A 25,902-nucleotide genomic window follows, 5' to 3' on the forward strand; every position below is an offset into this window, starting at 1 on the left:
TATATGCCGATTGAAGAAGCTGAAAAAATCGCTCAAAGCCAGGTAGCTTGGGCGATTTTGTTTATCTTTCTTTTCTTTATAATCATTCGATATCTTATCAAGACTTCGGACAAGAGAGAAAAGAAGATTATGGATCTACATGAGCAATCAAAGGCCGACTCTAACAGACGAGAAGAGCGTTTGATGACTCACCTAGAAAAAACCACTACAGAATTAACCACAATAACTCACACGGTCGGAGACATTCAAAAAGAAATGGTCCGCATGAACGACCGCATGGAAGAAATCGAAAAAGGAGAATAACATGCAACAAATTACTGAAATCATCACAAACGGAGCAATCAGCATCCTTGTCATTTTGGCAGGAGTAGCAGTTAAGTCAGTCAAGGACTATCTTGTTCAAAAAGGTGGAGAGAAGACTATCAAAATCGTCGAAATCTTGGCTAAAAATGCGGTCAATGCCGTCGAGCAAGTCGCTTCAGAAACTGGCTATAAGGGTGAAGAGAAGCTGGAGCAAGCACGCACTAAAATCCGTGCTGAGCTTACAAAATACAACATCAGCATGACCGATAAAGACCTTGATACATTCGTCGAGTCAGCGGTTAAGCAGATGAATGATGCCTGGAAAGGGGAGTAAGGATGGTAGAAATCATTAACCATACAATTTTTAATGGGATTTCAGGCTCCCGTCCAACTGAACGTCCGAAATATTATGTCTTACATAATGATGCTGGTTCAAAAAGTGCAAGGGCCTACATCGAATGGCTCCAGTCACGATATGACAATGGCCAGGCTGAACTTGGTTTTGCTCATTACTACATCACAAGAGATGCAATTGTGCGAGTCGAAGACACGTATAATGGCTCATGGTCTGCAGCGAACTACGATGCCAACATGAACTCTCTTAGCTATGAAGTATGCCAGCAGTTGAGCGCATCAGATGCCGAGTTTATCGAAAACGAAAACATGGTATTGCGCCAAATGGCTGAGGACATGACTTATTATGGTGATACTCCGAACTATTCAAATATCAAGTTTCACAATGAATTTTCAAGTACTTCATGTCCTGCACGTTCACTCGAACTGCACGGTGGTTACAATGACAGCTTGCGTGAATATGTGATTGCTAAAATTAAGCATTATCAGTCGCTTGGTTCTACTGTCCAAGAAATGCTTGGTGGCGATGATATCGAAATCGGCTGGAAGAAAAATGCGACTGGCTGGTGGCATGTTAATTCAGACGGCTCCTACCCTGCTAATAGCTGGCAGAAGATTGACGATGTCTGGTATTACTTCGATAGCAACGGCTACATGAAGGCTAACGCTTGGCACAAGCATACGGACGGATACTGGTATTACTTACTCCCAAGTGGTGCAATGGCTACTGGTTGGGCGCTTATCGCTAATAAGTGGTACTATTTCAAAGAAACTGGTGCCATGGCCACTGGCTGGGTCAAGTACAAGGAGCACTGGTACTACCTCGATGCCAAGGATGGCGACATGAAATCCAAGCAGTTCATTAAGTCAGCAGACGGTTCTGGTTGGTACTACCTTAACTCAGACGGCACAATGGCAGATAAGCCAGAGTTTACAGTCGAGCCTGACGGCTTGATCACTACAAAATAATTTTTTAAAAAATAGAAAGGAAATTTTCTAAAATATTGTTCGAATTGTAACCGCAGGCACTAGCTTGCGGTTTTTTGATACCCAAAATGATACCCATAATTATTGACTATGTAATTTTACGGTCATTTTCGGGAATCTAACTTGTTGATTTTTCGAGGTTTTGAAGACTATTGCATAATAGTTTTCTTTTATTGCAACAACAAGTTTCTGTTTACCCAATCGCTAAATAAAAAGGTCCAGTGAACCTTTTTATCCCGAGCCTTGAAATATAAAGGCGAGGAAGCTAGAAATAGCATTAAATAAGGCTTTCCGAGTTTTCGGAGAGCCTATTTTTTTGTTTTGATACCCATAACTCTTTGTTACTAGTGTAGATTAATTTTATGAGCGACATTATTTTTCCTAAGTGGAAAATTTCTAAAATATGGTATAATGAACAGATAGAGAAGTTGGGGGTAGAAGATGAATATTCAACAATTACGCTATGTTGTTGCTATTGCCAATAGTGGTACTTTCCGTGAAGCTGCTGAAAAGATGTATGTTAGTCAGCCGAGTCTGTCTATTTCTGTGCGCGATTTGGAAAAAGAGTTAGGCTTTAAAATTTTCCGTCGGACGAGTTCAGGAACGTTTTTGACACGTCGCGGTATGGAATTTTATGAGAAAGCGCAAGAATTGGTCAAAGGATTTGATGTTTTTCAAAATCAGTATGCCAATCCTGAGGAAGAAAAGGATGAATTTTCCATTGCCAGTCAGCACTATGACTTCTTGCCACCAACCATTACGGCTTTTTCAGAGCGCTATCCTGACTACAAAAACTTTCGTATTTTTGAGTCTACTACAGTTCAAATCTTAGACGAAGTGGCCCAAGGACATAGTGAGATTGGGATTATCTACCTCAACAACCAAAATAAAAAGGGCATCATGCAACGGGTTGAAAAGCTTGGTTTAGAAGTTATTGAACTAATTCCTTTCCAGACTCACATTTATCTTCGTGAAGGACATCCTTTAGCACAGAAAGAGGAATTGGTCATGGAGGATTTAGCTGATTTACCAACAGTTCGCTTTACTCAGGAAAAGGACGAGTACCTATACTATTCAGAGAACTTTGTCGACACCAGCGCGAGCTCCCTGATGTTTAATGTGACGGACCGTGCTACCTTGAACGGTATTTTGGAGCGGACGGATGCTTATGCAACAGGTTCAGGATTTTTAGATAGTGACAGTGTCAATGGAATCACAGTCATTCGTCTCAAGGATAATCTAGATAACCGCATGGTCTATGTCAAACGGGAAGAAGTGGAGCTTAGTCAAGCTGGGACTCTTTTCGTTGAGGTTATGCAAGAATATTTTGATCAGAAGAGGAAATCATGAAAAAAAGAGGAATAGTGGCAGTCATTGTACTGCTTTTGATTGGGCTGGATCAGTGGGTTAAAGCCTATGTTCTCCAGCAGATTCCACTGGGTGAAGTGCGTTCGTGGATCCCCAATCTCGTTAGCTTGACTTATCTACAAAATAGAGGAGCAGCCTTCTCTATGTTACAAGACCAGCAGTGGTTTTTTGCTATCATTACCTTGGTCGTCATGGCTGGAGCCATTTGGTATCTACATAAACACATGGAGGATTCTCTCTGGCTGGTTTTTGGATTGACTCTAATTATCGCGGGAGGTCTGGGCAACTTTATCGACAGAATGAGTCAAGGTTTTGTGGTGGATATGTTTCACCTAGACTTTATCAACTTTGCGATTTTCAATGTGGCTGACAGCTATTTGACAGTTGGTGTCATTGTTTTATTGATTGCAATGCTTAAAGAGGAAGTAAATGGAAATTAAAATTGAAAGAGGCGGACTCCGCTTAGACAAGGCTCTGTCAGATTTGACAGAATTGTCACGCAGTCTCGCTAATGAACAAATCAAAGCAGGACAGGTTTTGGTTAATGGTCAAGTCAAGAAAGCAAAATATACGGTCCAAGAGGGAGATGTCGTAACTTACCATGTGCCAGAACCAGAGGTTTTAGAGTATGTGGCTGAGGACCTTCCTCTGGAAATTATCTACCAAGATGAAGACATTGCCGTTGTTAATAAGCCTCAAGGGATGGTGGTTCATCCCAGCGCAGGTCATACCAGTGGAACCTTGGTCAATGCCCTCATGTACCATATCAAGGACTTGTCAGGAATCAATGGGGTTCTCCGCCCAGGAATCGTTCACCGCATTGACAAGGATACGTCTGGTCTCCTCATGATTGCGAAGAATGATGAGGCCCACTTAGCACTTGCCCAAGAACTCAAGGACAAGAAGTCTCTACGCAAATACTGGGCGATTGTTCATGGCAATCTGCCAAATGATCGTGGTGTCATTGAAGCACCGATTGGTCGGAGCGAAAAAGACCGTAAGAAACAGGCTGTAACTGCTAAAGGGAAGCCAGCTGTGACTCGTTTTCAGGTCTTGGAACGCTTTGGAGACTATAGTTTGTTAGAGTTGCAACTGGAAACAGGGCGTACCCACCAAATCCGTGTTCACATGGCTTATATCGGCAATCCAGTCGCTGGTGATGAGGTCTATGGTCCACGCAAAACCTTGAAAGGACATGGGCAATTCCTCCATGCTAAAACTCTAGGTTTTACCCATCCGAGAACAGGTGAGACCTTGGAGTTCACAGCAGATATTCCAGAGATTTTTAAAGAAACGCTGGAAAGGTTGCGTCAAACTGAGAATAGATAAAAGAGTTGAGATGCCTTGTCTCAACCTTTTTCATTTCAAGTCTTTTCTATTTTAAAGCATTCATGTTATAATGGATAAATATGAAGAATCGGAGTGAGAATATGAAGTACAAACGAATCGTCTTTAAGGTGGGGACCTCCTCCTTGACAAATGAAGACGGGAGTTTATCAAGAAGTAAAGTAAAGGCAATCACCCAACAATTAGCTATGTTGCATGAGGCTGGACATGAGTTGATTTTAGTGTCATCTGGTGCAGTTGCGGCTGGATTTGGAGCTCTGGGTTTTAAAAAACGTCCGACCAAGATTGCTGATAAGCAGGCTTCAGCAGCAGTAGGACAAGGTTTGCTCCTAGAAGAATACACAACCAACCTCCTCATGCGCCAAATCGTCTCTGCGCAAATCTTACTGACACAGGATGATTTTGTAGATAAACGTCGTTATAAGAATGCCCACCAAGCTTTGTCTGTATTGCTTCATCGTGGTGCCATTCCCATCATCAATGAGAATGACAGTGTCGTTATTGATGAGCTTAAGGTGGGGGACAATGATACTCTGAGTGCCCAGGTAGCGGCGATGGTCCAAGCGGACCTTTTAGTTCTCTTGACTGATGTGGACGGTCTCTATACTGGAAATCCCAACTCAGATCCAACAGCCAAACGTCTTGAGAAAATCGAGACTATCAATCGTGAGATTATTGATATGGCTGGTGGAGCAGGTTCGTCAAATGGTACTGGGGGTATGCTGACAAAAATCAAAGCTGCAACTATTGCGACGGAGTCAGGTGTGCCAGTCTATATCTGCTCTTCCATGAAATCTGATGCCTTGATTGAAGCAGCAGAGGAGACCAAGGATGGTTCCTTCTTCGTTGCGCAAGAGAAGGGACTTCGTACCCAGAAACAATGGCTGGCTTTCTATGCTCAAAGTCAGGGAACGATTTGGGTAGATGGTGGAGCTGCAGAGGCACTTTCAAAAAACGGGAAAAGTCTCCTTTTATCTGGTGTGGTAGAAGTGGAGGGAAACTTCTCCTACCACGATATTGTCACAGTAGCAGATAAAGAAACAGGTCAATCTCTTGGAAAGGGACGTGTCCAATTTGGCGTCTCAGCTCTAGAAGATATGCTCCGTTCTCAAAAAGCTAAGGGAGTCTTGATTCACCGTGATGACTGGATTTCCATCACTCCTGAAATCCAGCTGCTCTTTACAGAATTTTAGAGGTGAACGATGGTAAGTACACAAGAACAATTTGAACAGGTACAGGCTGTTAAGAAATCAATCAATACTGCTAGTGAAGTAGTGAAAAACCAAGCCTTGTTAGCCATGGCTGATCAGTTATTGGCAGCTACTGAGGAGATTTTAGAGGCCAATGCCCTCGATATGGCAGCGGCCAAGGGGAAAATCTCAGATGTTATGCTAGACCGTCTTTATTTGGATGCGGGACGTATAGAAGCGATGGCAAGAGGAATTCGTGAAGTGGTTGCTTTACCAGATCCAATCGGTGAAGTTTTAGAAACCAATCATCTTGAAAATGGTTTGCTTATTACCAAGAAACGTGTGGCCATGGGGGTTATTGGGATTATCTACGAAAGTCGTCCAAATGTGACGTCGGATGCGGCTGCTTTGGCTCTCAAAAGTGGCAATGCGGTCGTTCTTCGTAGTGGTAAGGATGCCTACCAAACTGCTCATGCTATTGTCACAGCTTTGAAGAAGGGCTTGGAGACGACCACAATCCATCCAGAGGTGATTCAACTGGTGGAAGATACTAGCCGTGAAAGTAGCTATGCTATGATGAAGGCCAAGGGTTATCTAGACCTTCTCATACCTCGTGGAGGCGCTGGCTTGATCAATGCTGTTGTTGAAAATGCTATCGTGCCTGTTATCGAGACAGGAACTGGGATTGTCCATATCTATGTGGACAAGGATGCCGATGAAGACAAGGCTCTGTCTATCATCAACAATGCTAAAACCAGCCGTCCTTCTGTTTGTAATGCCATGGAGGTTCTCCTCGTTCATGAAGACGAGGCAGCAAGCTTCCTTCCTCGCTTGGAACAAGTTCTGGTTGCAGATCGTAAGGAAGCTGGACTGGAACCAATTCAATTCCGCTTGGATGAGAAAGCAAGTCAGTTTGTTCCAGGTCGAGCAGCTGAGGCCCAAGACTTTGACACTGAGTTTTTAGATTATATCCTAGCGGTTAAGGTTGTGAGCAGTTTAGAAGAAGCAGTTGAGCATATTGAAGCTCACAGTACCCATCATTCGGATGCCATTGTGACGGAAAATGCTGAAGCTGCAGCTTACTTTACAGATCAAGTGGACTCAGCAGCGGTGTATGTCAATGCCTCGACTCGTTTCACTGATGGTGGCCAATTTGGACTTGGATGTGAGATGGGGATTTCTACTCAAAAACTGCACGCGCGTGGCCCTATGGGCTTGAAAGAGTTGACCAGCTACAAGTATGTGGTTACTGGTGACGGACAGATAAGGGAGTAAGAGATGAAGATTGGATTTATCGGTTTGGGGAATATGGGTGCTAGCTTGGCGAAAGCTGTCTTGCAGACCAAAACGGGTGCTCAGATTCTCCTTGCCAATCGTAGTCAAGCGAAAGTAGATGCTTTCATCACAAATTTCGGTGGTCAGGCTTCCAGCAATGACGAAATTTTTGCAGAAGCAGATGTGATTTTTCTAGGAGTTAAGCCTGCTCAGTTTTCTGAACTGCTTGCTCAATATCAGGCCATCCTTGAAAAGAGAGAAAGTCTTCTTTTGATTTCCATGGCAGCTGGATTGACTTTGGAAAAACTAGCTAGTCTTATCCCAAGTCAACACCGGATTATTCGCATCATGCCCAATACTCCAGTGGCTATCGGCCAAGGAGTGATTAGTTATGCTTTATCAGCAAACTGTCGTGCCGAGGACGGTGAACTCTTTTGTCAATTATTAGCCAAGGCTGGTCTCTTGGTTGAGCTGGGAGATGGCTTAATCGATGCTGCGACAGGTCTTGCAGGTTGTGGACCAGCTTTTGTCTATCTCTTTATTGAGGCTTTGGCAGATGCGGGTGTACAGACAGGATTGCCACGAGAAATGGCTTTGAAAATGGCAGCCCAAACAGTAGTCGGCGCTGGACAAATGGTTCTCGAAAGCCAGCAACATCCTGGAGTTTTGAAAGACCAAGTTTGCAGTCCAGGTGGTTCGACTATCGCTGGTGTAGCAAGTCTGGAAGAACATGCCTTTAGAGGCACCGTCATGGACGCAGTTCATCAAGCCTACAAACGAACACAAGAATTAGGTAAATAAGAGGTTGGATGATTCCCAGCCTCTTTTATGGTCGATTGAATGGAGAAGACGCAAAAAGATTGTCACAAAAATCTATTTTTTTGATAGAATAGAAGGTAGAAAAAAAGAAATGAGTTAGACATGTCAAAAGGATTTTTAGTCTCTCTTGAGGGACCAGAGGGAGCAGGGAAGACCAGCGTTTTAGAGGCTCTACTCCCAATTTTAGAGGAAAAAGGAGTAGAAATGTTGACGACCCGTGAGCCAGGTGGAGTCTTGATTGGGGAAAAGATTCGGGAAGTGATTTTGAATCCAAGTCATACGCAGATGGATCCTAAAACAGAGCTCCTTCTCTATATTGCCAGTCGCAGACAGCACTTGGTGGAAAAAGTTCTCCCTGCTCTTGAAGCTGGTAAGTTGGTCATTATGGACCGCTTTATCGATAGTTCCGTTGCTTATCAGGGATTTGGCCGTGGCTTGGATATTGATACCATTGATTGGCTCAATCACTTTGCAACAGATGGTCTCAAACCCGACTTGACACTCTATTTTGACATTGAGGTGGAAGACGGGCTGGCTCGCATTGCTGCCAATAGTGATCGCGAGGTCAATCGTTTGGACTTGGAAGGATTGGACTTGCACAAAAAAGTCCGTCAAGGTTACCTTTCTCTTCTGGAAAAAGAAGGAAATCGCATTGTCAAGATTGATGCCAGTTTTCCTTTGGAACAAGTTGTGGAAACAACCAAGGCGGTCTTGTTTGAGAGAATGGGATTGACAAGATGAAACAAGATCAACTAAAGGCTTGGCAACCAGAGCAATTTGACCGCTTTGTCCATATTCTAGAACAAGACCAGCTCAATCACGCCTACCTTTTTTCAGGTTTCTTTGGAAGTTTGGAAATGGCGCAATTTTTGGCTAAGAGCCTCTTTTGTAGGGATAAGGTAGGCGTTTTACCATGTGAGAAATGCCGAAATTGTAAGCTGATTGAAATGGACGAATTTCCCGATGTTACCTTGATTAAGCCAGTCAATCAGGTCATCAAGACAGAACGCATTCGAGAATTGGTGGCTCAGTTTTCTCAAGCAGGGATTGAAAGCCAGCAACAGGTCTTTATCATCGAGCAGGCGGAGAAAATGCATCCCAACGCAGCCAACTCTCTGCTCAAGGTCATCGAAGAACCTCAGAGTGAAGTTTACATTTTCTTCTTGACCAGCGATGAGGAAAAAATCTTGCCGACCATCCGTAGTCGGACCCAGATTTTCCACTTTAAAAAGCAAGAAGAAAAGCTCATCCATCAATTAGAACAAGCAGGTCTCGTCAAGAAAAAAGCGACTCTTTTAGCTCAGTTTAGTCAATCGCGTGCTGAAGCTGAAAAGTTGGTCAATCAGGCTAGTTTTTGGACCTTGGTGGATGAGAGCGAACGACTGCTGACTTGGTTATTAGCTAAGAAAAAAGAGAGTTATTTGCAGGTGGCTAAATTAGCTAGTCTGGCAGATGACAAGGAAAAACAAGATCAGGTCTTGCGAATCCTCGAAGTGCTCTGCGGGCAGGACCTCTTGCAAGCAAGGATTCGACAGATTTTACAAGATTTACTAGAAGCTAGAAAAATGTGGCAGGCTAATGTCAGCTTTCAAAATGCCATGGAATATCTGGTCTTGAAAGAAATATAACCTCAATGAAGGATAAAGAAAGGAAAGGGCTGGTTTATGGATAAGAAAGAATTATTTGATGCGCTGGACGATTTTTCCCAACAGTTACTGGTGACCTTGGCTGATGTGGAAGCCATCAAGAAAAATCTCAAGAGCCTGGTAGAGGAAAATACAGCTCTTCGCTTGGAAAATAGTAAGTTGCGCGAACGCTTGGGCGAGGTGGAAGCAGATACCCCCGTTAAGGCCAAGCACGTTCGTGAAAGCGTCCGTCGGATCTATAAAGACGGTTTTCACGTATGTAATGATTTTTATGGACAACGCCGAGAACAGGACGAGGAATGTATGTTCTGTGACGAGTTGTTATACAGGGAGTAAGCATGCAGATTCAAAAAAGTTTTAAGGGACAAACTCCCTATGGCAAGCTTTACCTAGTAGCAACGCCGATTGGCAATCTGGATGACATGACTTTTCGTGCTATCCAGACCTTGAAAGAGGTAGACTGGATTGCAGCTGAGGACACGCGCAATACGGGTCTCTTACTCAAGCATTTTGACATTAAGACCAAACAGATCAGTTTTCATGAGCATAATGCCAAGGAAAAAATTCCTGATTTGATTGATTTTCTGAAAGCAGGGCAAAGTATTGCTCAGGTTTCTGATGCGGGTTTGCCAAGCATCTCGGACCCTGGGCACGATTTAGTCAAGGCAGCCATCGAAGAAGAGATTGCAGTTGTCACAGTTCCAGGTGCCTCTGCAGGGATTTCTGCCTTGATTGCTAGTGGTTTAGCACCACAGCCACATATCTTTTACGGCTTTTTACCGAGAAAATCAGGCCAGCAAAAACAATTTTTTAACTCAAAAAAAGATTATCCAGAAACTCAGATTTTCTATGAATCGCCCCATCGTGTGGCAGATACATTGGAAAATATGCTAGAAGTCTACGGTAACCGATCGCTGGTCTTGGTCAGGGAATTGACCAAAATCTATGAAGAATACCAACGAGGAAAGATCTCTGAATTGCTAGAAAGCATCGCTGAAACGCCACTCAAGGGTGAATGCCTTCTCATCGTTGAAGGTGCCAGACAGGATGTGGAGGAAAAGGATGAGGAGGACTTGTTTTCAGAAATCCAAGCACGTATCCAGCAAGGCATGAAGAAAAATCAAGCCATTAAGGAAGTCGCAAAACACTACCAGTGGAATAAAAGCCAGCTCTACGCTGCCTACCACGATTGGGAAGAGAAACAATCCAACGAATAAACAGGGAAGTTTGCCTTCTTCCCTTTTTTTGTTATACTAGTAGAAGAAAAATTAGAAAGATTTGTGGGAGTGAAAAAGTCCGGGGGACTTTTTCAGCGTGAATCTTTAAATTCACACTCCCAAAGAGGTATTAGTGTCGTGTCTCAATCTTATATCAATGTTATCGGTGCAGGTTTGGCAGGTTCTGAAGCAGCCTACCAAATCGCAGAACGTGGTATTCCAGTTAAACTCTATGAAATGCGTGGTGTCAAGTCAACACCTCAGCACAAAACAGACAATTTTGCAGAGTTAGTTTGTTCCAATTCTCTTCGTGGGGATGCTTTGACCAATGCTGTTGGGCTCCTCAAGGAAGAAATGCGTCGCTTGGGTTCTGTTATCTTGGAGTCAGCAGAAGCTACACGTGTTCCTGCAGGCGGTGCCCTTGCGGTGGACCGCGATGGTTTCTCCCAGATGGTGACCGAAAAAGTAGCCAATCATCCCTTGATTGAAGTGGTGCGTGATGAAATTACAGAATTGTCGACAGATGTTATTACGGTTGTTGCTACTGGTCCTTTGACCAGCGACGCCCTAGCTGAAAAGATTCATGCCCTCAATGACGGTGATGGTTTCTATTTCTACGACGCTGCAGCGCCTATTATCGATGTCAACACCATTGATATGAGTAAGGTCTATCTCAAATCTCGTTATGATAAGGGAGAGGCGGCCTACCTCAATGCCCCTATGACCAAGCAAGAGTTTATGGATTTCCATGAAGCCTTGGTCAATGCGGAAGAAGCACCGCTGAATTCTTTTGAAAAAGAAAAGTACTTTGAAGGTTGTATGCCAATCGAAGTCATGGCCAAGCGTGGCATTAAAACCATGCTTTATGGTCCCATGAAACCAGTTGGTCTGGAGTATCCAGATGACTACACAGGCCCTCGTGATGGAGATTTCAAAACTCCATATGCGGTTGTCCAGCTCCGTCAGGATAATGCGGCTGGTAGTCTCTACAATATCGTTGGATTCCAGACCCACCTCAAATGGGGAGAACAAAAGCGTGTCTTCCAAATGATTGCAGGTCTTGAAAATGCGGAGTTTGTTCGCTATGGGGTCATGCATCGCAATTCTTATATGGATTCACCGAACTTGCTAGAACAAACCTATCGTTCTAAGAAGCAGCCTAACCTCTTCTTTGCTGGTCAGATGACGGGTGTGGAAGGCTATGTTGAGTCAGCAGCCTCAGGCTTGGTTGCAGGTATTAACGCAGCTCGACTCTTCAAGGGAGAAAGCGAGGCTATTTTCCCAGAGACAACAGCGATTGGAAGTCTGGCTCATTACATCACTCATGCAGATAGCAAACATTTCCAACCCATGAATGTCAACTTTGGCATTATCAAGGAGTTGGAAGGCGAGCGTATCCGTGATAAGAAGGCTCGTTATGAAAAAATTGCAGAGCGTGCCCTTACCGACTTAGAGGAATTTTTAACGGTCTAATTTTTTTCAAAGAATTGCTCATGATACTATAAAAATCTTAGAAATTGTGATAAAATAGGTAGGATAAAAAAAGGAGAGTAAAAATGGCGAACCCCAAGTATAATCGTATTTTAATCAAGTTATCAGGTGAAGCCCTTGCTGGTGAACGTGGCGTAGGGATTGATATCCAAACAGTTCAAACAATCGCAAAAGAGATTGAAGAAGTTCATAGCTTAGGTATCGAAATTGCCCTTGTTATTGGTGGAGGAAATCTCTGGCGTGGAGAACCTGCTGCAGAAGCAGGAATGGACCGTGTTCAGGCAGATTACACTGGAATGCTTGGGACCGTCATGAATGCTCTTGTGATGGCAGATTCATTGCAACAAGTTGGTGTCGATACGCGAGTGCAAACAGCCATTGCTATGCAACAAGTTGCAGAACCTTACGTACGTGGACGTGCCCTTCGTCATCTTGAAAAAGGCCGTATCGTTATCTTTGGTGCCGGAATTGGTTCACCTTACTTCTCAACAGATACAACAGCGGCTCTTCGTGCAGCTGAAATCGAAGCAGATGCCATTCTGATGGCTAAAAATGGTGTCGACGGTGTTTACAATGCCGATCCTAAGAAAGATAAGACAGCCGTTAAGTTTGAAGAATTGACCCACCGTGATGTTATCAATAAAGGTCTTCGTATCATGGACTCAACTGCTTCAACCCTCTCAATGGATAACGACATTGACTTGGTTGTCTTCAATATGAACCAACCAGGTAACATCAAACGTGTCGTATTTGGTGAAAATATCGGAACAACAGTTTCAAATAATATCGAAGAAAAGGAATAGGAAAATTATGGCTAACGCAATTGTAGAAAAAGCTAAAGAGAGAATGACTCAATCTCACCACTCACTTGCTCGTGAATTTGGTGGTATCCGTGCAGGTCGTGCTAACGCTAGCTTGCTTGACCGTATTACTGTTGAATACTATGGTGTCGAAACACCTCTTAACCAAATCGCTTCTATCACAATTCCTGAAGCGCGTGTCTTGTTGGTAACACCATTTGATAAATCTTCATTGAAGGATATCGAGCGTGCCTTGAACGCTTCTGATCTTGGTATTACACCAGCTAATGACGGCTCTGTGATCCGCTTGGTTATCCCAGCTCTTACAGAGGAAACTCGTCGTGACCTTGCTAAAGAAGTGAAGAAGGTCGGTGAAAATGCTAAAGTGGCTATTCGTAACATCCGTCGTGATGCTATGGACGAAGCTAAGAAACAAGAAAAAGCAAAAGAAATCACTGAAGACGAATTGAAAACTCTTGAAAAAGATATTCAAAAAGTAACAGACGACGCTGTGAAACACATCGACGACATGACTACCAATAAAGAAAAAGAACTTTTGGAAGTCTAAAAATAAACAGAAAAACTCAGTTGGCATTGCTGGCTGAGTTTTATTCGAAAGAAGGAAATATGAATACAAATCTTGCAAGTTTTATCGTTGGACTCATCATCGATGAAAATGACCGTTTTTACTTTGTGCAAAAGGATGGTCAAACCTATGCACTTGCCAAGGAAGAAGGTCAACATACAGTAGGGGATACGGTTAAAGGCTTTGCCTACACGGATATGAAGCAAAAACTCCGCCTGACAACCATAGAAGTGACTGCAACTCAGGACCAATTTGGTTGGGGAACCGTAACGGAAGTTCGTAAGGACTTGGGTGTTTTTGTTGATACCGGCCTACCTGATAAAGAAATCGTTGTGTCACTCGATATCCTCCCTGAGCTCAAGGAACTCTGGCCTAAGAAAGGTGATAAACTTTACATCCGTTTTGAGGTGGACAAGAAAGACCGTATCTGGGGACTCTTGGCTTATCAGGAAGACTTCCAACGTCTGGCTCGTCCTGCTTACAACAACATGCAGAACCAAAACTGGCCAGCCATTGTTTACCGCCTCAAGCTGTCAGGGACCTTTGTCTATCTTCCAGAGAATAATATGCTTGGTTTTATCCATCCTAGTGAGCGCTATGCAGAGCCACGTTTGGGACAAGTATTAGATGCGCGTGTGATTGGTTTCCGCGAGGTTGACCGCACTCTGAACCTCTCTCTTAAACCGCGTTCATTTGAAATGTTGGAAAATGATGCCCAGATGATTTTGACCTACTTGGAAAGCAATGGCGGTTTTATGACCTTGAATGATAAGTCATCCCCTGAGGACATCAAAGCAACCTTTGGCATTTCTAAAGGTCAGTTCAAGAAAGCACTCGGCGGCTTGATGAAAGCTGGCAAAATCAAGCAAGATCAGTTTGGTACAGAGTTGATTTAGGCCTTATAGACATGAAAAAGAAACTTGAAGAAATGAGTTTAGAGGAACTCTGGCAACTTTTTCCTATTTTTCTAGTAGAGCACAAGTCAGAGTGGAAAGACTGGTATGAATCGGAAAAAGCAAATCTGAAAAAAATATTGGGTGCCAATGTTATTAAAAAAATAGAACATATCGGTAGCACTGCTATCCCTAATATTTGGGCTAAAAATATCGTTGATATTCTGTTAGAAGTAGGTAGAATAGAGGATTTAGCAAGAGTTAGGGATTTATTGGTGAAGAATGGGTGGCTAGTGATGTCGGAGAGTCCTAACAGAATTTCGCTAAATAAAGGATATACAGAGCAGGGATTTGCTGAGAAAGTTTTTCATTTACATTTGCGAATGACGGGAGATCATGACGAGATTTATTTTAGAGATTATCTCTGCCAGCATCCAGATATTGCCCAAGCGTATCAGGAATTAAAACTAAGTTTGTGGAAAAAATTTGAACACAACCGAGACGCCTATACAGATGCGAAAACGGATTTTATAAACCACTACGTATCAAAGGCTAAGTCCAGTAATTTTCAAGAATCAGAAAAGTGTCATTAAAAAACTCTTGATAGGAGAAAGAATTGAGAAAATCATTTTACACTTGGCTCATGACCGAGCGCAATCCTAAAAGTAACAGCCCTAAAGCCATCTTGGCAGACCTCGCTTTTGAGGAGTCAGCCTTCCCAAAACACACGGATGATTTTGATGAGGTGAGTCGCTTTTTGGAGGAGCATGCCAGTTTCTCTTTTAACCTAGGAGACTTTGACGCCATCTGGCAAGAATACTTAGAACACTAGAGACAATGAGATGAGGCTAGTATTTTATTGTTCTCTTTGCTATAATAAAAAGAAATAAACGGATTAGAGAGGTTCTTTATTTGAAGGAACATTCAATAGACATTCAACTGAGTCATCCAGATGACCTGTTTCATCTTTTTGGTTCCAATGAACGCCATCTTCGTTTGATGGAAGAAGAGCTCGATGTGGTGATTCATGCTCGTACGGAGATTGTCCAGGTTTTGGGCGAAGAGACTGCATGTGAGGAAGCCCGTCAGGTTATCCAGGCATTGATGGTTTTGGTGAATCGTGGAATGACAGTTGGCACACCAGATGTGGTGACTGCGATTAGTATGGTCAAAAACGATGAAATTGACAAGTTTGTTGCCCTTTACGAAGAAGAAATTATCAAGGACAATACAGGGAAGCCTATCCGTGTCAAAACACTGGGTCAAAAACTTTATGTGGACAGTGTTAAACAGCATGATGTAACTTTTGGTATCGGACCTGCAGGGACAGGGAAGACCTTTCTTGCAGTGACCTTGGCAGTGACAGCCCTTAAACGTGGGCAAGTCAAGCGGATTATCCTTACTCGTCCAGCCGTTGAAGCAGGAGAGAGTCTTGGATTTCTTCCGGGTGATCTCAAGGAAAAGGTGGATCCTTACCTTCGACCAGTTTATGATGCTTTGTATCAGATTCTCGGCAAAGATCAGACCACCCGTCTTATGGAGCGTGAAATTATAGAAATCGCGCCTCTTGCCTATATGCGTGGACGGACCTTGGACGATGCCTTTGTTATTCTCGATGAGGCGCAAAATACGACTATCATGCAGATGAAGATGTTCTTGACGCGTTTAGGTTTTAATTCTAAGATGATTGTTAATGGAGATATCAGCCAGATTGACCTTCCGCGTAATGTCAAGTCAGGTTTGATTGATGCCCAAGAAAAGCTCAAGAACATTCACCAAATTGATTTTGTTCATTTTTCAGCCAAGGATGTGGTTCGTCATCCAGTTGTCGCTCAAATTATCCGAGCCTATGAACCAGCTCCAGCTAAAAATGAAGAAAAGAAGGAAGTGACAGAATAACAAAAGAAGAGCAGTTCAGATGTGAACTGCTTTTTAAGTTGCCCTGTATAAAAAGTTATATGGCTAACTTATTATGTACAGAATAATGATGGTTCTCATCTGATGTTGGTAAAAAGAAGTAAAAATCTAGAAATATTAGTGATGGAACTTTCGCATTTAAGTTAACTTATTATAAATTTTATTTTTCTTAATTTACTTAGCAACCAATAGGAAAAATTACGATAAAATTTATTGAAATAAAGATTTTAAAATGATAAAATGATATTTGGGTTAGAATGGGCTTAAGTCCAAAATTTGAAAGTTTCTAACTCACTTTCATATCTTAATAGAAAGGAGATATTATGAAAAAAGATAAGTGGTGGCTTCCATTTTTAGCAGTAGGAGTCATCATAGCTTTAGCGGTGGGTTTAATTTATATCACTAAACCCACTAAGGATGGAGATATAGGTGCTTCTTCCGTTTCGCAATCGACTTCAAGCGATGAGAACAATTCAGCTTTGAGTTTAAAAGGTCAACAACTTCCAGAATTTAAAATGACCTCTCAAGATGGAAAATTGATTGCTATCTCGGAACTGTATGATAAACCTATGTTAGTTGTCGAATGGGCTAGTTGGTGTCCGCATTGCCAGAAACAACTACCCATTGTTCAGCAGATGTATGAAAAGTATGGAGATCAAATTCATTTTGTTCTTCTGAATATGAACGAACCAGGAAAAGAAACAAGGGAAACTGCTGATCAGTATATCAAAGAAAAAGGATATACTTTCCCGTATTATTATGACGAAGATCAGTACGCAGCCGATCTTTTACAGGTGCAAACCATACCAAGTATGTATCTTGTGACAAAACAGCAACAGGTAAAAAATGTATTAGTAAATCATACCACTGCTGAAAATTTCTCGAAAGAGTTACAAGAACTGCTAGACTGACATACATCTATTTCAGAATAAAGGAGGAAGAAGAAATCGCAATAGGATTTCAGAGAAAATTATGAGAGATTTCATTAAAAAGGTCTCCATTCTGTTTACGATTCTGTTTCTCTCTGTGCCATTAGGATTAGCTAGTTTACGTTTCGGTCGTGGTGCGGCTGATGAAACTGAGGTAATTCGAGTAGGAGATAATACGGAAATTATCCAGAATGGATGTTATCGTAAGATAAAGAAATCGGACAAAACAAAGTGGACAGTTCCACGTAAACCGGTCGACTTAGTTATCCTTCAGGATGCGAGTGGATCGTTCAAGAACACCATTCCTGATGTCCAAAATGCCTTAAAAACATTGACAACATTTGTCAGTGAAGAAAATTATGATGAGAATAATCCTCGTTTGGTTAAGACTGATAACCCGGATACATCAGACCGAGTTATGATGGCTACCTTCCAAGGTGCGGATGGATACAACTATTACTACAATAATGATTTTACAGGTCGTAAAGATACTTATGGTAGTTGGGGACCTGATTATGATTACAAATACAAGTCTAGCAACTTGTCTTCAGATCAAAATGATATCCATCAATTCATTAATAATATTAAGGTAGCAGGAGGAACCCCTACAGTTCCAGCTATTGACGATGTCATTGCTCAATATAATCAAAGAAAAGGGAATATGGCTAACGGTCGTAAGACCATCTTCCTTTTGATTACGGATGGAGTTGCCAACGGGAAACGTGACCCGGATGGTAAGGTTCGTCTAGAGTACAGCGACTATCGTAACAATATTCTTACACGTGCTTGGAATTTTGATGAGCTAACTGAAGCAGCCCAAAACGTTTTAGGGCGTGTGAAAGAGGTTAAGGAAGCATCTACAAGACTTCAAAATGTTGTTGGTTCTGAAGGGACTGTAGTAGTAGGTTTCTGGGAAGACGTATCAATCTTTGCAAACTCTAAAGCTCAGTATTATGACACATATAAAGAAGGTTATTCAAAATACTTTGATATCGGTGACAACCGTTCAGTTCAAGATATCTTCCATGAAGCATTAGAGGGTATGGCTTCTCCAGCTAAAAATATTAATGGTAAGAATGTTTCTTTCTATGTTAATGAACAAAGCGATATCAATAAGTTTTCAAGTCGAGTTCTAGAATCTGTTGGAGCTGCGTTGATTAAGGAAGACATCAAGGGCGAGTTCACTGTTACACCTGGGTATAAGGTTGATGCTGTTCGAATCAATGGCAAGACGGTTGTTGAAAAAGTCACAGATCCATCAAAACAAATTCGTGGTCGAATCAATCAAGAAGGTGACAATGTCACAATCTATGTACCCGATAGTGTCTTCAACCCTGGAGATAACAATTTCGACTATGATTTGAGTAAGGAAGCACGTGCTCCTGAAACGAATGAAGAGGATGAAGTTGATCCGCCAGCTGATTACAAACCAACGAATGAAACAATTACAGTCCCTGAATTGACTGGTGTCTTCAAGACAGGTGAATTTACAACCCGTAAGATCGGTGGACGTAATGAAGAAGTTGAAGTTCAAAAACTCGAGTACTGTTACCCAAGTGTCACTAAGCAAATTACCGATGCAGATAAGAGTAATGACTTGGGAGAAATTGATGACCCGCTTGGTTTGACAAAGAAAAAAGCCTATTCTGCACAATTGTCAGACAAGGCAGAGGAGTTCACCTATACTCTTGATTACAACTTCAATAACGTAGCCTACGAATTTGAAAAGAACGTCATGTTGACAGACCCACTTGACTACCGTTTGGAAGTGGTTGAAAGTTCAGCTACTGGACCAAATGGAGAAAAATGGGCCACTCGTTTAGTTAGTCAAGATGATTCAGAAGGCAACTCTCAAAGTGTTGTGGTTGCGGATGTTCCTGCTAAAGGATCCAACTATAATTACTTGGTATTGAAGAAAGCTCAAATGACCATTAAGGTTCGTTTGAAAGAACAATACCGCAATAATCAATCAAGTAAAGAATTCATGGCTCTCCTTCAGGAAAGTAATGGATTTGGTCTCCTAAACCAAGGGAACATCATGTGGAATGGTGATGACAATCAACCAAACCAAGATGCACATGCCAAGACAGACACTAAACCAAGTACCATTCGCCGTTCAAATCCTGTTTATGTGAAACCACCAGTTGTAACAGAAATTACGAAGAAGGTTAATGACAAAGAACATGAAGATTTGAAGGCAGAAGAGGAACTCTTTGAGTACAAGGTGACGGCTCCATGGCCAGGTATTGCGGACAACTTTACGCTGACAGATACAGTTGTTCCAGAGTTAGAAGTTCAAGCAGATAGCTTAAATGTGAAACTCGGTGGAAAAGATAACACTGATTTGAAAGGTGTGACAACTGTTTCAGGTCAAACCGTTTCGTTGACACTAGACAAAACTAATCTTGAAAAAATCACTCGTAAAGTGAATCGCCGTAAGGTGAAAGACATTCAATATGTAGAATTAACCTTTAAAGCGAAAATCCGTAAAGGTGCTGATCTTTCTAAATACAAGAAAGATGGTCAAGTAAAAGTACCAAATACAGCGGATGTGATCTTGAATGATGTGAAACAAACCTCTAACGAAGTAACGGTTACCCCACCAAAACCAAAGGAACCGACTATTGATAAGAAAATCAATGAAAACTTGGATAGCTTCCAAACGTTTGATGGGCAACCATACAACTACAACATTACAACAGCAGTACCAAGTGATGTTGCTAATTACAAGAAATTTGTGATTCGTGATACACTAGATGCTAATTTGGCACTTGCAGGTGACGTAAGTATTAAAGGTTCTGCAGCTGCCCTCTTTGATATCCACACCAATGGCCAAGAGATTACGGCAACGGTGAAGGATGGTCAGTTTGGTGAACTTGCAAAATACTCAACTGTTGAACTAGTCATTCCTGCAAAAGTTAAAAATGGTGTGACAGGTACAACCATTGAAAACAAGGCTTCTATTTCCTTTACAAATGAGAATAATGTAGAGAAAGAAGTTGAAACGAAACCTGTCACTGTAACGCCACCTCCTGTAACGAAGAAGATCAATGAAACCCTTGATCACTTAGATATAGCGACAGGTCAAGCGTATAACTACAACATCAAGACAAAACTTCCAACCGATATTACAGATTACAAGAAATTTGTGATTACAGATACACTTGAAGGAGATTTGTCAGTTATCAATGAAACTTCAAGCAAACCAGTTATCAAAGGAGCAGCTGCAGCCTTCTTCGATGTAACAGTTGAGGGTCAAACCGTGACTGCAACGATGAAGGACTTTGCGAACGCTACAGACCTTGCTGGTCAAGAAGTTGAATTGATTATTCCGGCTAAGATCAATGATGGAGTGACTCGTATCAACATTCCAAATACTGCGAAGTTCAGCTTCACAGATAAGAACGATCATAGCGGAGAAAAAGAAACGAAACCAGTCACCGTAACGCCTCCATCAGAACCAGGTGTTGATAAGAAAATCAACGAAACATTGACAGAGGCAACAATCGGTGCAGAAACCGACTTTACTTATAATATCAAAGCGAAATTGCCAAATGATATTACAACGTACAAGTCCTTCGTTGTAACGGATACCTTGGATGAGAACTTGACTCCAGGTCAAGCTGAAATCAAGGGAGCGGCAGCGAAATTCTTCGATGTAACAGTTCAAGGTCAAACCGTGACTGCAACGATGAAGGATTTTGCGAATGCGGGTGACTACGGTAACCAAGAAGTAGAGCTCGTGATTCATGCCAAAGTGAAGAAAGGCTCAACTGTTCCATCTATTGAGAACAAAGCTAAGATTACATACACTAACAAGAATGACCAACAAGGTGAGAAAGAAACCAAGCCGGTTACAGTTACTCCACCACCAATCACTAAGAAAGTGAATGGTCAGGAACACGCAGATCTTGGTAAGTTATCAGAAGTCTTCACGTATACGATTGACTCAACGGTTCCACATGTGGCAGATACATTCACCATTTCAGATGATATCGTCAAAGAATTGGCATTTGAAGGAGAAGCAACGGTCACTGTTGATGGCCAAGCTGTTCAAGACCTCACTGTAACAACAGAAGGTCAACGTTTGACGGTCACATTTGGTAAAGAGCAAGTGAAACAATATGCTGGTAAAGCTGTACAAGTTTCATTTAAGGCTAAGGTGAAGGAAGGCATTACCTTTGATGCACTCTTAGCAGCTTATCCAAATGAATCAAAAGACAAGCCGGTAGTACCAAATACTGCTAGCTACATCATTAATGATAATCCTGATTCTAAGAAAGAATCAAAACCAGTTACAGTTACACCACCACCAACCACTACTCCAGAGCTTAAGAAGGAAGTAAACGGAGCAGAACGTTACGATCTTGCAAAACGTAATGAAGAATTTACTTATACTTTGAAAACAACAATGCCTGCCAGCGCAACTGTGTTTGAGATGACAGACGAGTTGAAAGAAGTTTTAGAATTTGTTGGTGAGAATGCTTCAGCTACTGTTAAACTTGATGGTGAGGATGCAGGATCGAAGGCGACAGTGACACTTTCTGGTCAAGTAATCAAAGTTGCCTTTACAGAAGCTTCTGTAAAAGCAGATGCCGGTAAGTCTATTGAAGTGAATTTCAAGGCTAAGATTAGAGATAATGCCAACTTATCCGCTTATGTGAATAAAGATGGTAAGACTGAAATTCCGAATAAGGCTTCTTATGATATTGATCATAATCCAAAATACCACAAGGATTCAAATGAAGTTCCAGTAACGCCTCCAACACCAGAAGAGCCAGAAATCAAGAAAGATGTGAATGGCAAAGAAGCTGAAACTCTTGACAAACGCGATCAAGTCTTCACATATAATGTGAAAACAAGTGTAGCACAAGATGCGACAGCCTTCAGCGTAACCGATAAGATCGAAGATGTTCTTGAATTCGCAGGAACTTCAAGTGCTAAATTAAATGGTCAAGCGCTTGAAGCAAGTCAAATCAAGGTAGAAGGTCAAACCATTACCTTGACGCTTACAGAAGACCAAGTCAAAGCCAATGGCGGTCAAGCAGTTGAATTAACATTCGAAGCGAAGATCAAAGCCGGCGCGAACTTGTCTGCGTATGTGAAGGAAGACGGCCGTACACAGATTCCGAATAAGGCTTCTTATGACGCAAGCTTCCCACACAAACCAGGAGTGCACAAGGACTCTAACGAAGTCCCGGTAACGCCTCCAACACCAGAAGAGCCAGAAATCAAGAAAGATGTGAATGGCAAAGAAGCTGAAACTCTTGACAAACGCGATCAAGTCTTCACTTACAACGTGAAAACAACAGTAGCGCAAGATGCGACAGCCTTCGCAGTCACAGATACACTCGTAGACGTTCTTGAATTCGCAGGAACTTCAAGTGCTAAATTGAATGGTCAAGCGCTTGAAGCAAGTCAAATCAAGGTAGAAGGTCAAACCATTACCTTGACGCTTACAGAAGAACAAGTCAAAGCCAATGGCGGTCAAGCAGTTGAATTAACATTCGACGCGAAGATCAAAGCCGGTGCGAACTTGTCTGCGTATGTAACAGAAGATAAGTCAATCAAGGTTCCGAACAAGGCAGCTTACAAGGCAGATCTTCCAAACAAACCAGGCTTCACTAAGGATTCAAATGAAGTTCCAGTAACGCCTCCAACACCAGAAGAGCCAGAAATCAAGAAAGATGTGAATGGCAAAGAAGCTGAAACTCTTGACAAACGCGATCAAGTCTTCACTTACAACGTGAAAACAACAGTAGCGCAAGATGCGACAGCCTTCGCAGTCACAGATACACTCGTAGACATTCTTGAATTCGCAGGAACTTCAAGTGCTAAATTGAATGGTCAAGCGCTTGAAGCAAGCCAAATCAAGGTAGAAGGCCAAACCATTACCTTGACGCTTACAGAAGAACAAGTCAAAGCCAATGGCGGTCAAGCAGTTGAGTTAACATTCGACGCTAAGATCAAAGCCGGTGCGAACTTGTCTGCGTATGTAACAGAAGATAAGTCAATCAAGGTTCCGAACAAGGCAGCTTACAAGGCAGATCTTCCAAACAAACCAGGCTTCACTAAGGATTCAAATGAAGTTCCAGTAACGCCTCCAACACCAGAAGAGCCAGAAATCAAGAAAGATGTGAATGGCAAAGAAGCTGAAACTCTTGACAAACGCGATCAAGTCTTCACATACAACGTGAAAACAACAGTAGCGCAAGATGCGACAGCCTTCGCAGTCACAGATACACTCGTAGACGCTCTTGAGTTCGCAGGAACTTCAAGTGCGACCTTGAATGGTCAAGCGCTTGAAGCAAGTCAAATCAAGGTAGAAGGCCAAACCATTACCTTGACGCTTACAGAAGAACAAGTCAAAGCCAATGGCGGTCAAGCAGTTGAATTAACATTCGACGCGAAGATCAAAGCCGGCGCTAACTTGTCTGCGTATGTAACAGAAGATAAGTCAATCAAAGTTCCGAACAAGGCAGCTTACAAGGCAGATCTTCCAAACAAACCAGGCTTCACTAAGGATTCGAACGAAGTCCCAGTAACTCCACCGACTCCAGAAGAGCCAGAAATCAAGAAAGATGTCAATACTAAAGCTGAAGAAACCCTCGCTGATCGTGACCAAATTTTCACTTACAACGTGAAAACAAGTGTAGCGCAAGATGCGACAGCCTTCGCAGTCACAGATACACTCGTAGACGTTCTTGAATTCGCAGGAACTTCAAGTGCGACCTTGAATGGTCAAGCTCTTGAAGCAAGTCAAATCAAGGTAGAAGGTCAAACCATTACCTTGACGCTTACAGAAGAACAAGTCAAAGCCAATGGCGGTCAAGCAGTTGAGTTAACATTCGACGCTAAGATCAAAGCGGGAGCTGATTTGACTCCATATCTAACAGATCGTGGATTCACTGTTCCAAATACGGCTTCTTATGATGCGAACATTCCAAATAGACCAGGATTACACAAAGATTCGAATAAAGTTCCGGTTATCGTTCCAAAAGAACCAGAACCAGAAATTACGAAGAAAATCAACCGTACCTTGGACCACTTGGATGTCGAATACGATGCACCTTACATGTACAATGTCAATACAGCTTTACCAAAAGATATTGATAAGTACAAAGAGTTCACCGTAACAGATACACTTGAATCTGTTTTGGCAATCGCTGATACACCAGTAGCCTATGTGGACGGTCGTGATGCAAATGGAGCTCTTGAAACAAGTGTTGAAGGAAACACTGTCACTGTAAAAGTGAAAGATTTCGCTCGACTAAAAGGCTTCAAAGAGATTCAATTGTACATCCCAGCTAAACTCAAAGCCAACAGTGATTTGAGTGCTTACACGAACCAATTGGTACCAAATAAAGCAACTGTCAACTTCAAGGATGCCAATGGTCAATCTGGCAGCAAGGAATCAAAACCAGTAACGGTGAAACCGCGTGACCCAGAAAAACCAACAGATCCAACACCAGGTGAACCAGCTAAGTCTGTTGGACCAGAAGATGGATCAAATCCAGCTGGTGGTTACAGATTGAAAGAAGCAAACGAAACATTCCGCTTCGATATCACTACTCCGGTTCCAACGGATCCAGTAGATGAAAATGGAAATGCCAAGAAAGATCAGTATGGTCGTCTTGTCAAGACAGATTTGACGAACTTCACGATCAGTGATGAAATCAATTCAGTTTTGAAAGTCAACAAAGACCGTATCGCTCTTAAAGTTGAAAACGCTCAGTTTGACAAGATCAAAGCAACTCTTCAAGCTCAACTTGAACAGTCTGAGAAAGAACTCAAAGCTTTGACAGGCAAGTCAACAGAAGAGACTTCAACAGAGGATAACAGGAAGGAAGACCTAAAAGCAGCGGAAGCGAAAGTGGCTGAATTGAAAACGCAGTTGGAAGCAGCTAAGGCATCGCAACCAGCTAAGCCAGATGAAACTACAACACCAGCTACATCTGATTCTTCTGCAACAGAAGATAAGAAACCTGCTGACACCGAATCAAGTCAAAACCTTGCAAGCCTAGAGGCAGAGTTGAAAGCAGCTGAAGAAAACTTGGCTAAACTTCAAGCACCAGCGGAGAAAGAAGCAGAATTATCACCGGCTGATAAGAAACAACAACAAGAGAAACTTGAAAATGAAATCAAGAACCTGAAAGAAGCTCAAACTAAGCTTCAAGCAGCTATTGATAAATTGTCTAAAGTTTCAAATGACCGTGGTGAATTAGTAGGTAAAGATTTGGAAGCAATTGCCACTGTTACTTACGATGAAGCTAAAAACATTGTAACTCTTGAAATCAGCGATAAGGATGTTCTTGAAGCCTTGAAGGGAAGTACCGTACGTCTTGTACTTTACACTAACTTCAAAGAAGGAACAGATTTTACACAATTCGCGAAAGGTGTACCAAATATAGCAACAGTAAGCTTTAACCATAATCCAAAGACTACCAACAAGGTTGTGGTGTTCCCACCAACACCGGTAACACCACCGGTAACGCCACCACCACCGGTAACGCCACCAACACCGGTAACACCACCGGTTCCGGTAACACCACCGGTTCCAGTAACACCACCGGTTCCGGTAACGCCACCAGCCCCAAATATCCCACCAGCAGAGGGGGATATTCCGAAAGAACCAACAGAACCAGGTGAAACATTACCAAATACGGGTTCTGAAGTTTCTACAGTTCTTGAAGTATTTGCAGCTCTTGCTGCAGGACTTGCAGGGCTTCTAGTTTGGAAGCGTAAAGCTGAACGTTAGTATCATATAGTAAGAGGAGAGT

Annotated in this window: 22 protein-coding genes and 1 pseudogene; 22 read left to right on the plus strand and 1 reads right to left on the minus strand. The window is 42.3% G+C overall.

From position 1 onward, the window contains the following. Positions 1-3 precede the first annotated feature (3 nt). From ACLV7H_RS04170 to ACLV7H_RS04180, 3 genes are read left to right on the plus strand one after another with little or no spacing between them, the layout of a single operon-like run. Positions 4-303 (plus strand): hypothetical protein, encoded by a 300-nt coding sequence (locus ACLV7H_RS04170; protein WP_411866445.1) that lies wholly within the window; start codon positions 4-6, stop codon positions 301-303. 1 nt (position 304) lies between these two features. Beyond that, positions 305-637: a phage holin gene (locus ACLV7H_RS04175; RefSeq protein ID WP_411866446.1), complete on the plus strand. Its 333-nt coding sequence runs from the start codon at positions 305-307 to the stop codon at positions 635-637. A 2-nt stretch (positions 638-639) separates the two neighbouring features. Further along, complete coding sequence (locus ACLV7H_RS04180) at positions 640-1,626, plus strand: N-acetylmuramoyl-L-alanine amidase (RefSeq protein ID WP_411866447.1); 987 nt, start codon at positions 640-642, stop codon at positions 1,624-1,626. Between the two features lie 395 nt (positions 1,627-2,021). On the opposite strand, the pseudogene ACLV7H_RS04185 reads toward ACLV7H_RS04180, so the two are convergent. Next, positions 2,022-2,093, minus strand: a pseudogene (locus ACLV7H_RS04185) (AraC family transcriptional regulator); the annotation flags it as partial. Here ACLV7H_RS04185 and ACLV7H_RS04190 point away from each other — a divergent pair. The 19 genes from ACLV7H_RS04190 (at position 2,086) to padA (ending at position 25,880) form a co-directional block, all read left to right on the plus strand. Next, entirely contained in the window at positions 2,086-2,994 is a 909-nt protein-coding gene (locus ACLV7H_RS04190) for a LysR family transcriptional regulator (protein ID WP_042902404.1), read from the plus strand. The pseudogene ACLV7H_RS04185 and the gene ACLV7H_RS04190 sit on opposite strands and share 8 nt — an antisense overlap. Continuing rightward, positions 2,991-3,452: a signal peptidase II gene (gene lspA, locus ACLV7H_RS04195; RefSeq protein ID WP_045592010.1), complete on the plus strand. Its 462-nt coding sequence runs from the start codon at positions 2,991-2,993 to the stop codon at positions 3,450-3,452. Before ACLV7H_RS04190 ends, lspA begins: the two co-directional genes overlap by 4 nt. After that, complete coding sequence (locus tag ACLV7H_RS04200) at positions 3,442-4,341, plus strand: RluA family pseudouridine synthase (protein WP_045592008.1); 900 nt, start codon at positions 3,442-3,444, stop codon at positions 4,339-4,341. Before lspA ends, ACLV7H_RS04200 begins: the two co-directional genes overlap by 11 nt. A 101-nt stretch (positions 4,342-4,442) precedes the next feature. Beyond that, positions 4,443-5,552 carry a glutamate 5-kinase gene (proB, locus tag ACLV7H_RS04205; protein WP_000875730.1) on the plus strand — a complete coding sequence of 370 codons (1,110 nt, stop codon included), beginning with the start codon at positions 4,443-4,445 and terminating at the stop codon, positions 5,550-5,552. Positions 5,553-5,561: 9 nt separating this feature from the next. Further along, positions 5,562-6,824 carry a glutamate-5-semialdehyde dehydrogenase gene (locus ACLV7H_RS04210; RefSeq protein WP_045592006.1) on the plus strand — a complete coding sequence of 421 codons (1,263 nt, stop codon included), beginning with the start codon at positions 5,562-5,564 and terminating at the stop codon, positions 6,822-6,824. Between the two features lie 3 nt (positions 6,825-6,827). Beyond that, entirely contained in the window at positions 6,828-7,625 is a 798-nt protein-coding gene (gene proC, locus ACLV7H_RS04215; RefSeq protein WP_045592004.1) for a pyrroline-5-carboxylate reductase, read from the plus strand. A 120-nt stretch (positions 7,626-7,745) separates the two neighbouring features. Further along, the gene (tmk, locus tag ACLV7H_RS04220; RefSeq protein ID WP_045592002.1) at positions 7,746-8,384 is read left to right on the plus strand and encodes a dTMP kinase; all 639 of its coding nucleotides are present in this window, start codon (positions 7,746-7,748) and stop codon (positions 8,382-8,384) included. Continuing rightward, positions 8,381-9,271, plus strand: coding sequence for a DNA polymerase III subunit delta' (locus ACLV7H_RS04225; protein ID WP_045592000.1), 891 nt, complete (start codon positions 8,381-8,383; stop codon positions 9,269-9,271). Before tmk ends, ACLV7H_RS04225 begins: the two co-directional genes overlap by 4 nt. A gap of 36 nt (positions 9,272-9,307) precedes the next feature. Continuing rightward, positions 9,308-9,625 carry a DNA replication initiation control protein YabA gene (gene yabA, locus ACLV7H_RS04230; RefSeq protein WP_000358229.1) on the plus strand — a complete coding sequence of 106 codons (318 nt, stop codon included), beginning with the start codon at positions 9,308-9,310 and terminating at the stop codon, positions 9,623-9,625. Between the two features lie 2 nt (positions 9,626-9,627). Then, positions 9,628-10,506, plus strand: a complete 879-nt coding sequence (gene rsmI, locus ACLV7H_RS04235) for a 16S rRNA (cytidine(1402)-2'-O)-methyltransferase (RefSeq protein ID WP_045591998.1) — start codon at positions 9,628-9,630, stop codon at positions 10,504-10,506. Positions 10,507-10,644: 138 nt separating this feature from the next. Continuing rightward, the gene (gene trmFO / locus ACLV7H_RS04240; RefSeq protein WP_045591997.1) at positions 10,645-11,979 is read left to right on the plus strand and encodes a methylenetetrahydrofolate--tRNA-(uracil(54)-C(5))-methyltransferase (FADH(2)-oxidizing) TrmFO; all 1,335 of its coding nucleotides are present in this window, start codon (positions 10,645-10,647) and stop codon (positions 11,977-11,979) included. Between the two features lie 83 nt (positions 11,980-12,062). Then, complete coding sequence (pyrH, locus tag ACLV7H_RS04245; protein WP_000013002.1) at positions 12,063-12,800, plus strand: UMP kinase; 738 nt, start codon at positions 12,063-12,065, stop codon at positions 12,798-12,800. Positions 12,801-12,807: 7 nt separating this feature from the next. Further along, positions 12,808-13,365, plus strand: a complete 558-nt coding sequence (frr, locus tag ACLV7H_RS04250) for a ribosome recycling factor (protein WP_045591992.1) — start codon at positions 12,808-12,810, stop codon at positions 13,363-13,365. A 59-nt stretch (positions 13,366-13,424) separates the two neighbouring features. Beyond that, positions 13,425-14,279, plus strand: coding sequence for an RNA-binding virulence regulatory protein CvfB (gene cvfB / locus ACLV7H_RS04255; RefSeq protein WP_411866448.1), 855 nt, complete (start codon positions 13,425-13,427; stop codon positions 14,277-14,279). 11 nt (positions 14,280-14,290) lie between these two features. Further along, entirely contained in the window at positions 14,291-14,869 is a 579-nt protein-coding gene (locus tag ACLV7H_RS04260) for a GrpB family protein (protein ID WP_045591988.1), read from the plus strand. Positions 14,870-14,892: 23 nt separating this feature from the next. Beyond that, the gene (locus ACLV7H_RS04265; RefSeq protein WP_001232084.1) at positions 14,893-15,108 is read left to right on the plus strand and encodes a YozE family protein; all 216 of its coding nucleotides are present in this window, start codon (positions 14,893-14,895) and stop codon (positions 15,106-15,108) included. A gap of 80 nt (positions 15,109-15,188) precedes the next feature. Continuing rightward, positions 15,189-16,175: a PhoH family protein gene (locus ACLV7H_RS04270; RefSeq protein WP_045591985.1), complete on the plus strand. Its 987-nt coding sequence runs from the start codon at positions 15,189-15,191 to the stop codon at positions 16,173-16,175. A gap of 341 nt (positions 16,176-16,516) precedes the next feature. Beyond that, positions 16,517-17,104 (plus strand): TlpA family protein disulfide reductase, encoded by a 588-nt coding sequence (locus tag ACLV7H_RS04275; RefSeq protein WP_045591983.1) that lies wholly within the window; start codon positions 16,517-16,519, stop codon positions 17,102-17,104. A gap of 61 nt (positions 17,105-17,165) precedes the next feature. Further along, on the plus strand, positions 17,166-25,880 hold the full coding sequence (gene padA / locus ACLV7H_RS04280; RefSeq protein WP_411866449.1) for an LPXTG-anchored isopeptide-forming adhesin PadA: 8,715 nt from the start codon (positions 17,166-17,168) through the stop codon (positions 25,878-25,880). The last annotated feature ends 22 nt before the right edge of the window (positions 25,881-25,902 follow it).

Origin of the sequence: Streptococcus oralis, assembly GCF_965111685.1 — a bacterium.
GTDB lineage: Bacteria > Bacillota > Bacilli > Lactobacillales > Streptococcaceae > Streptococcus > Streptococcus oralis_B.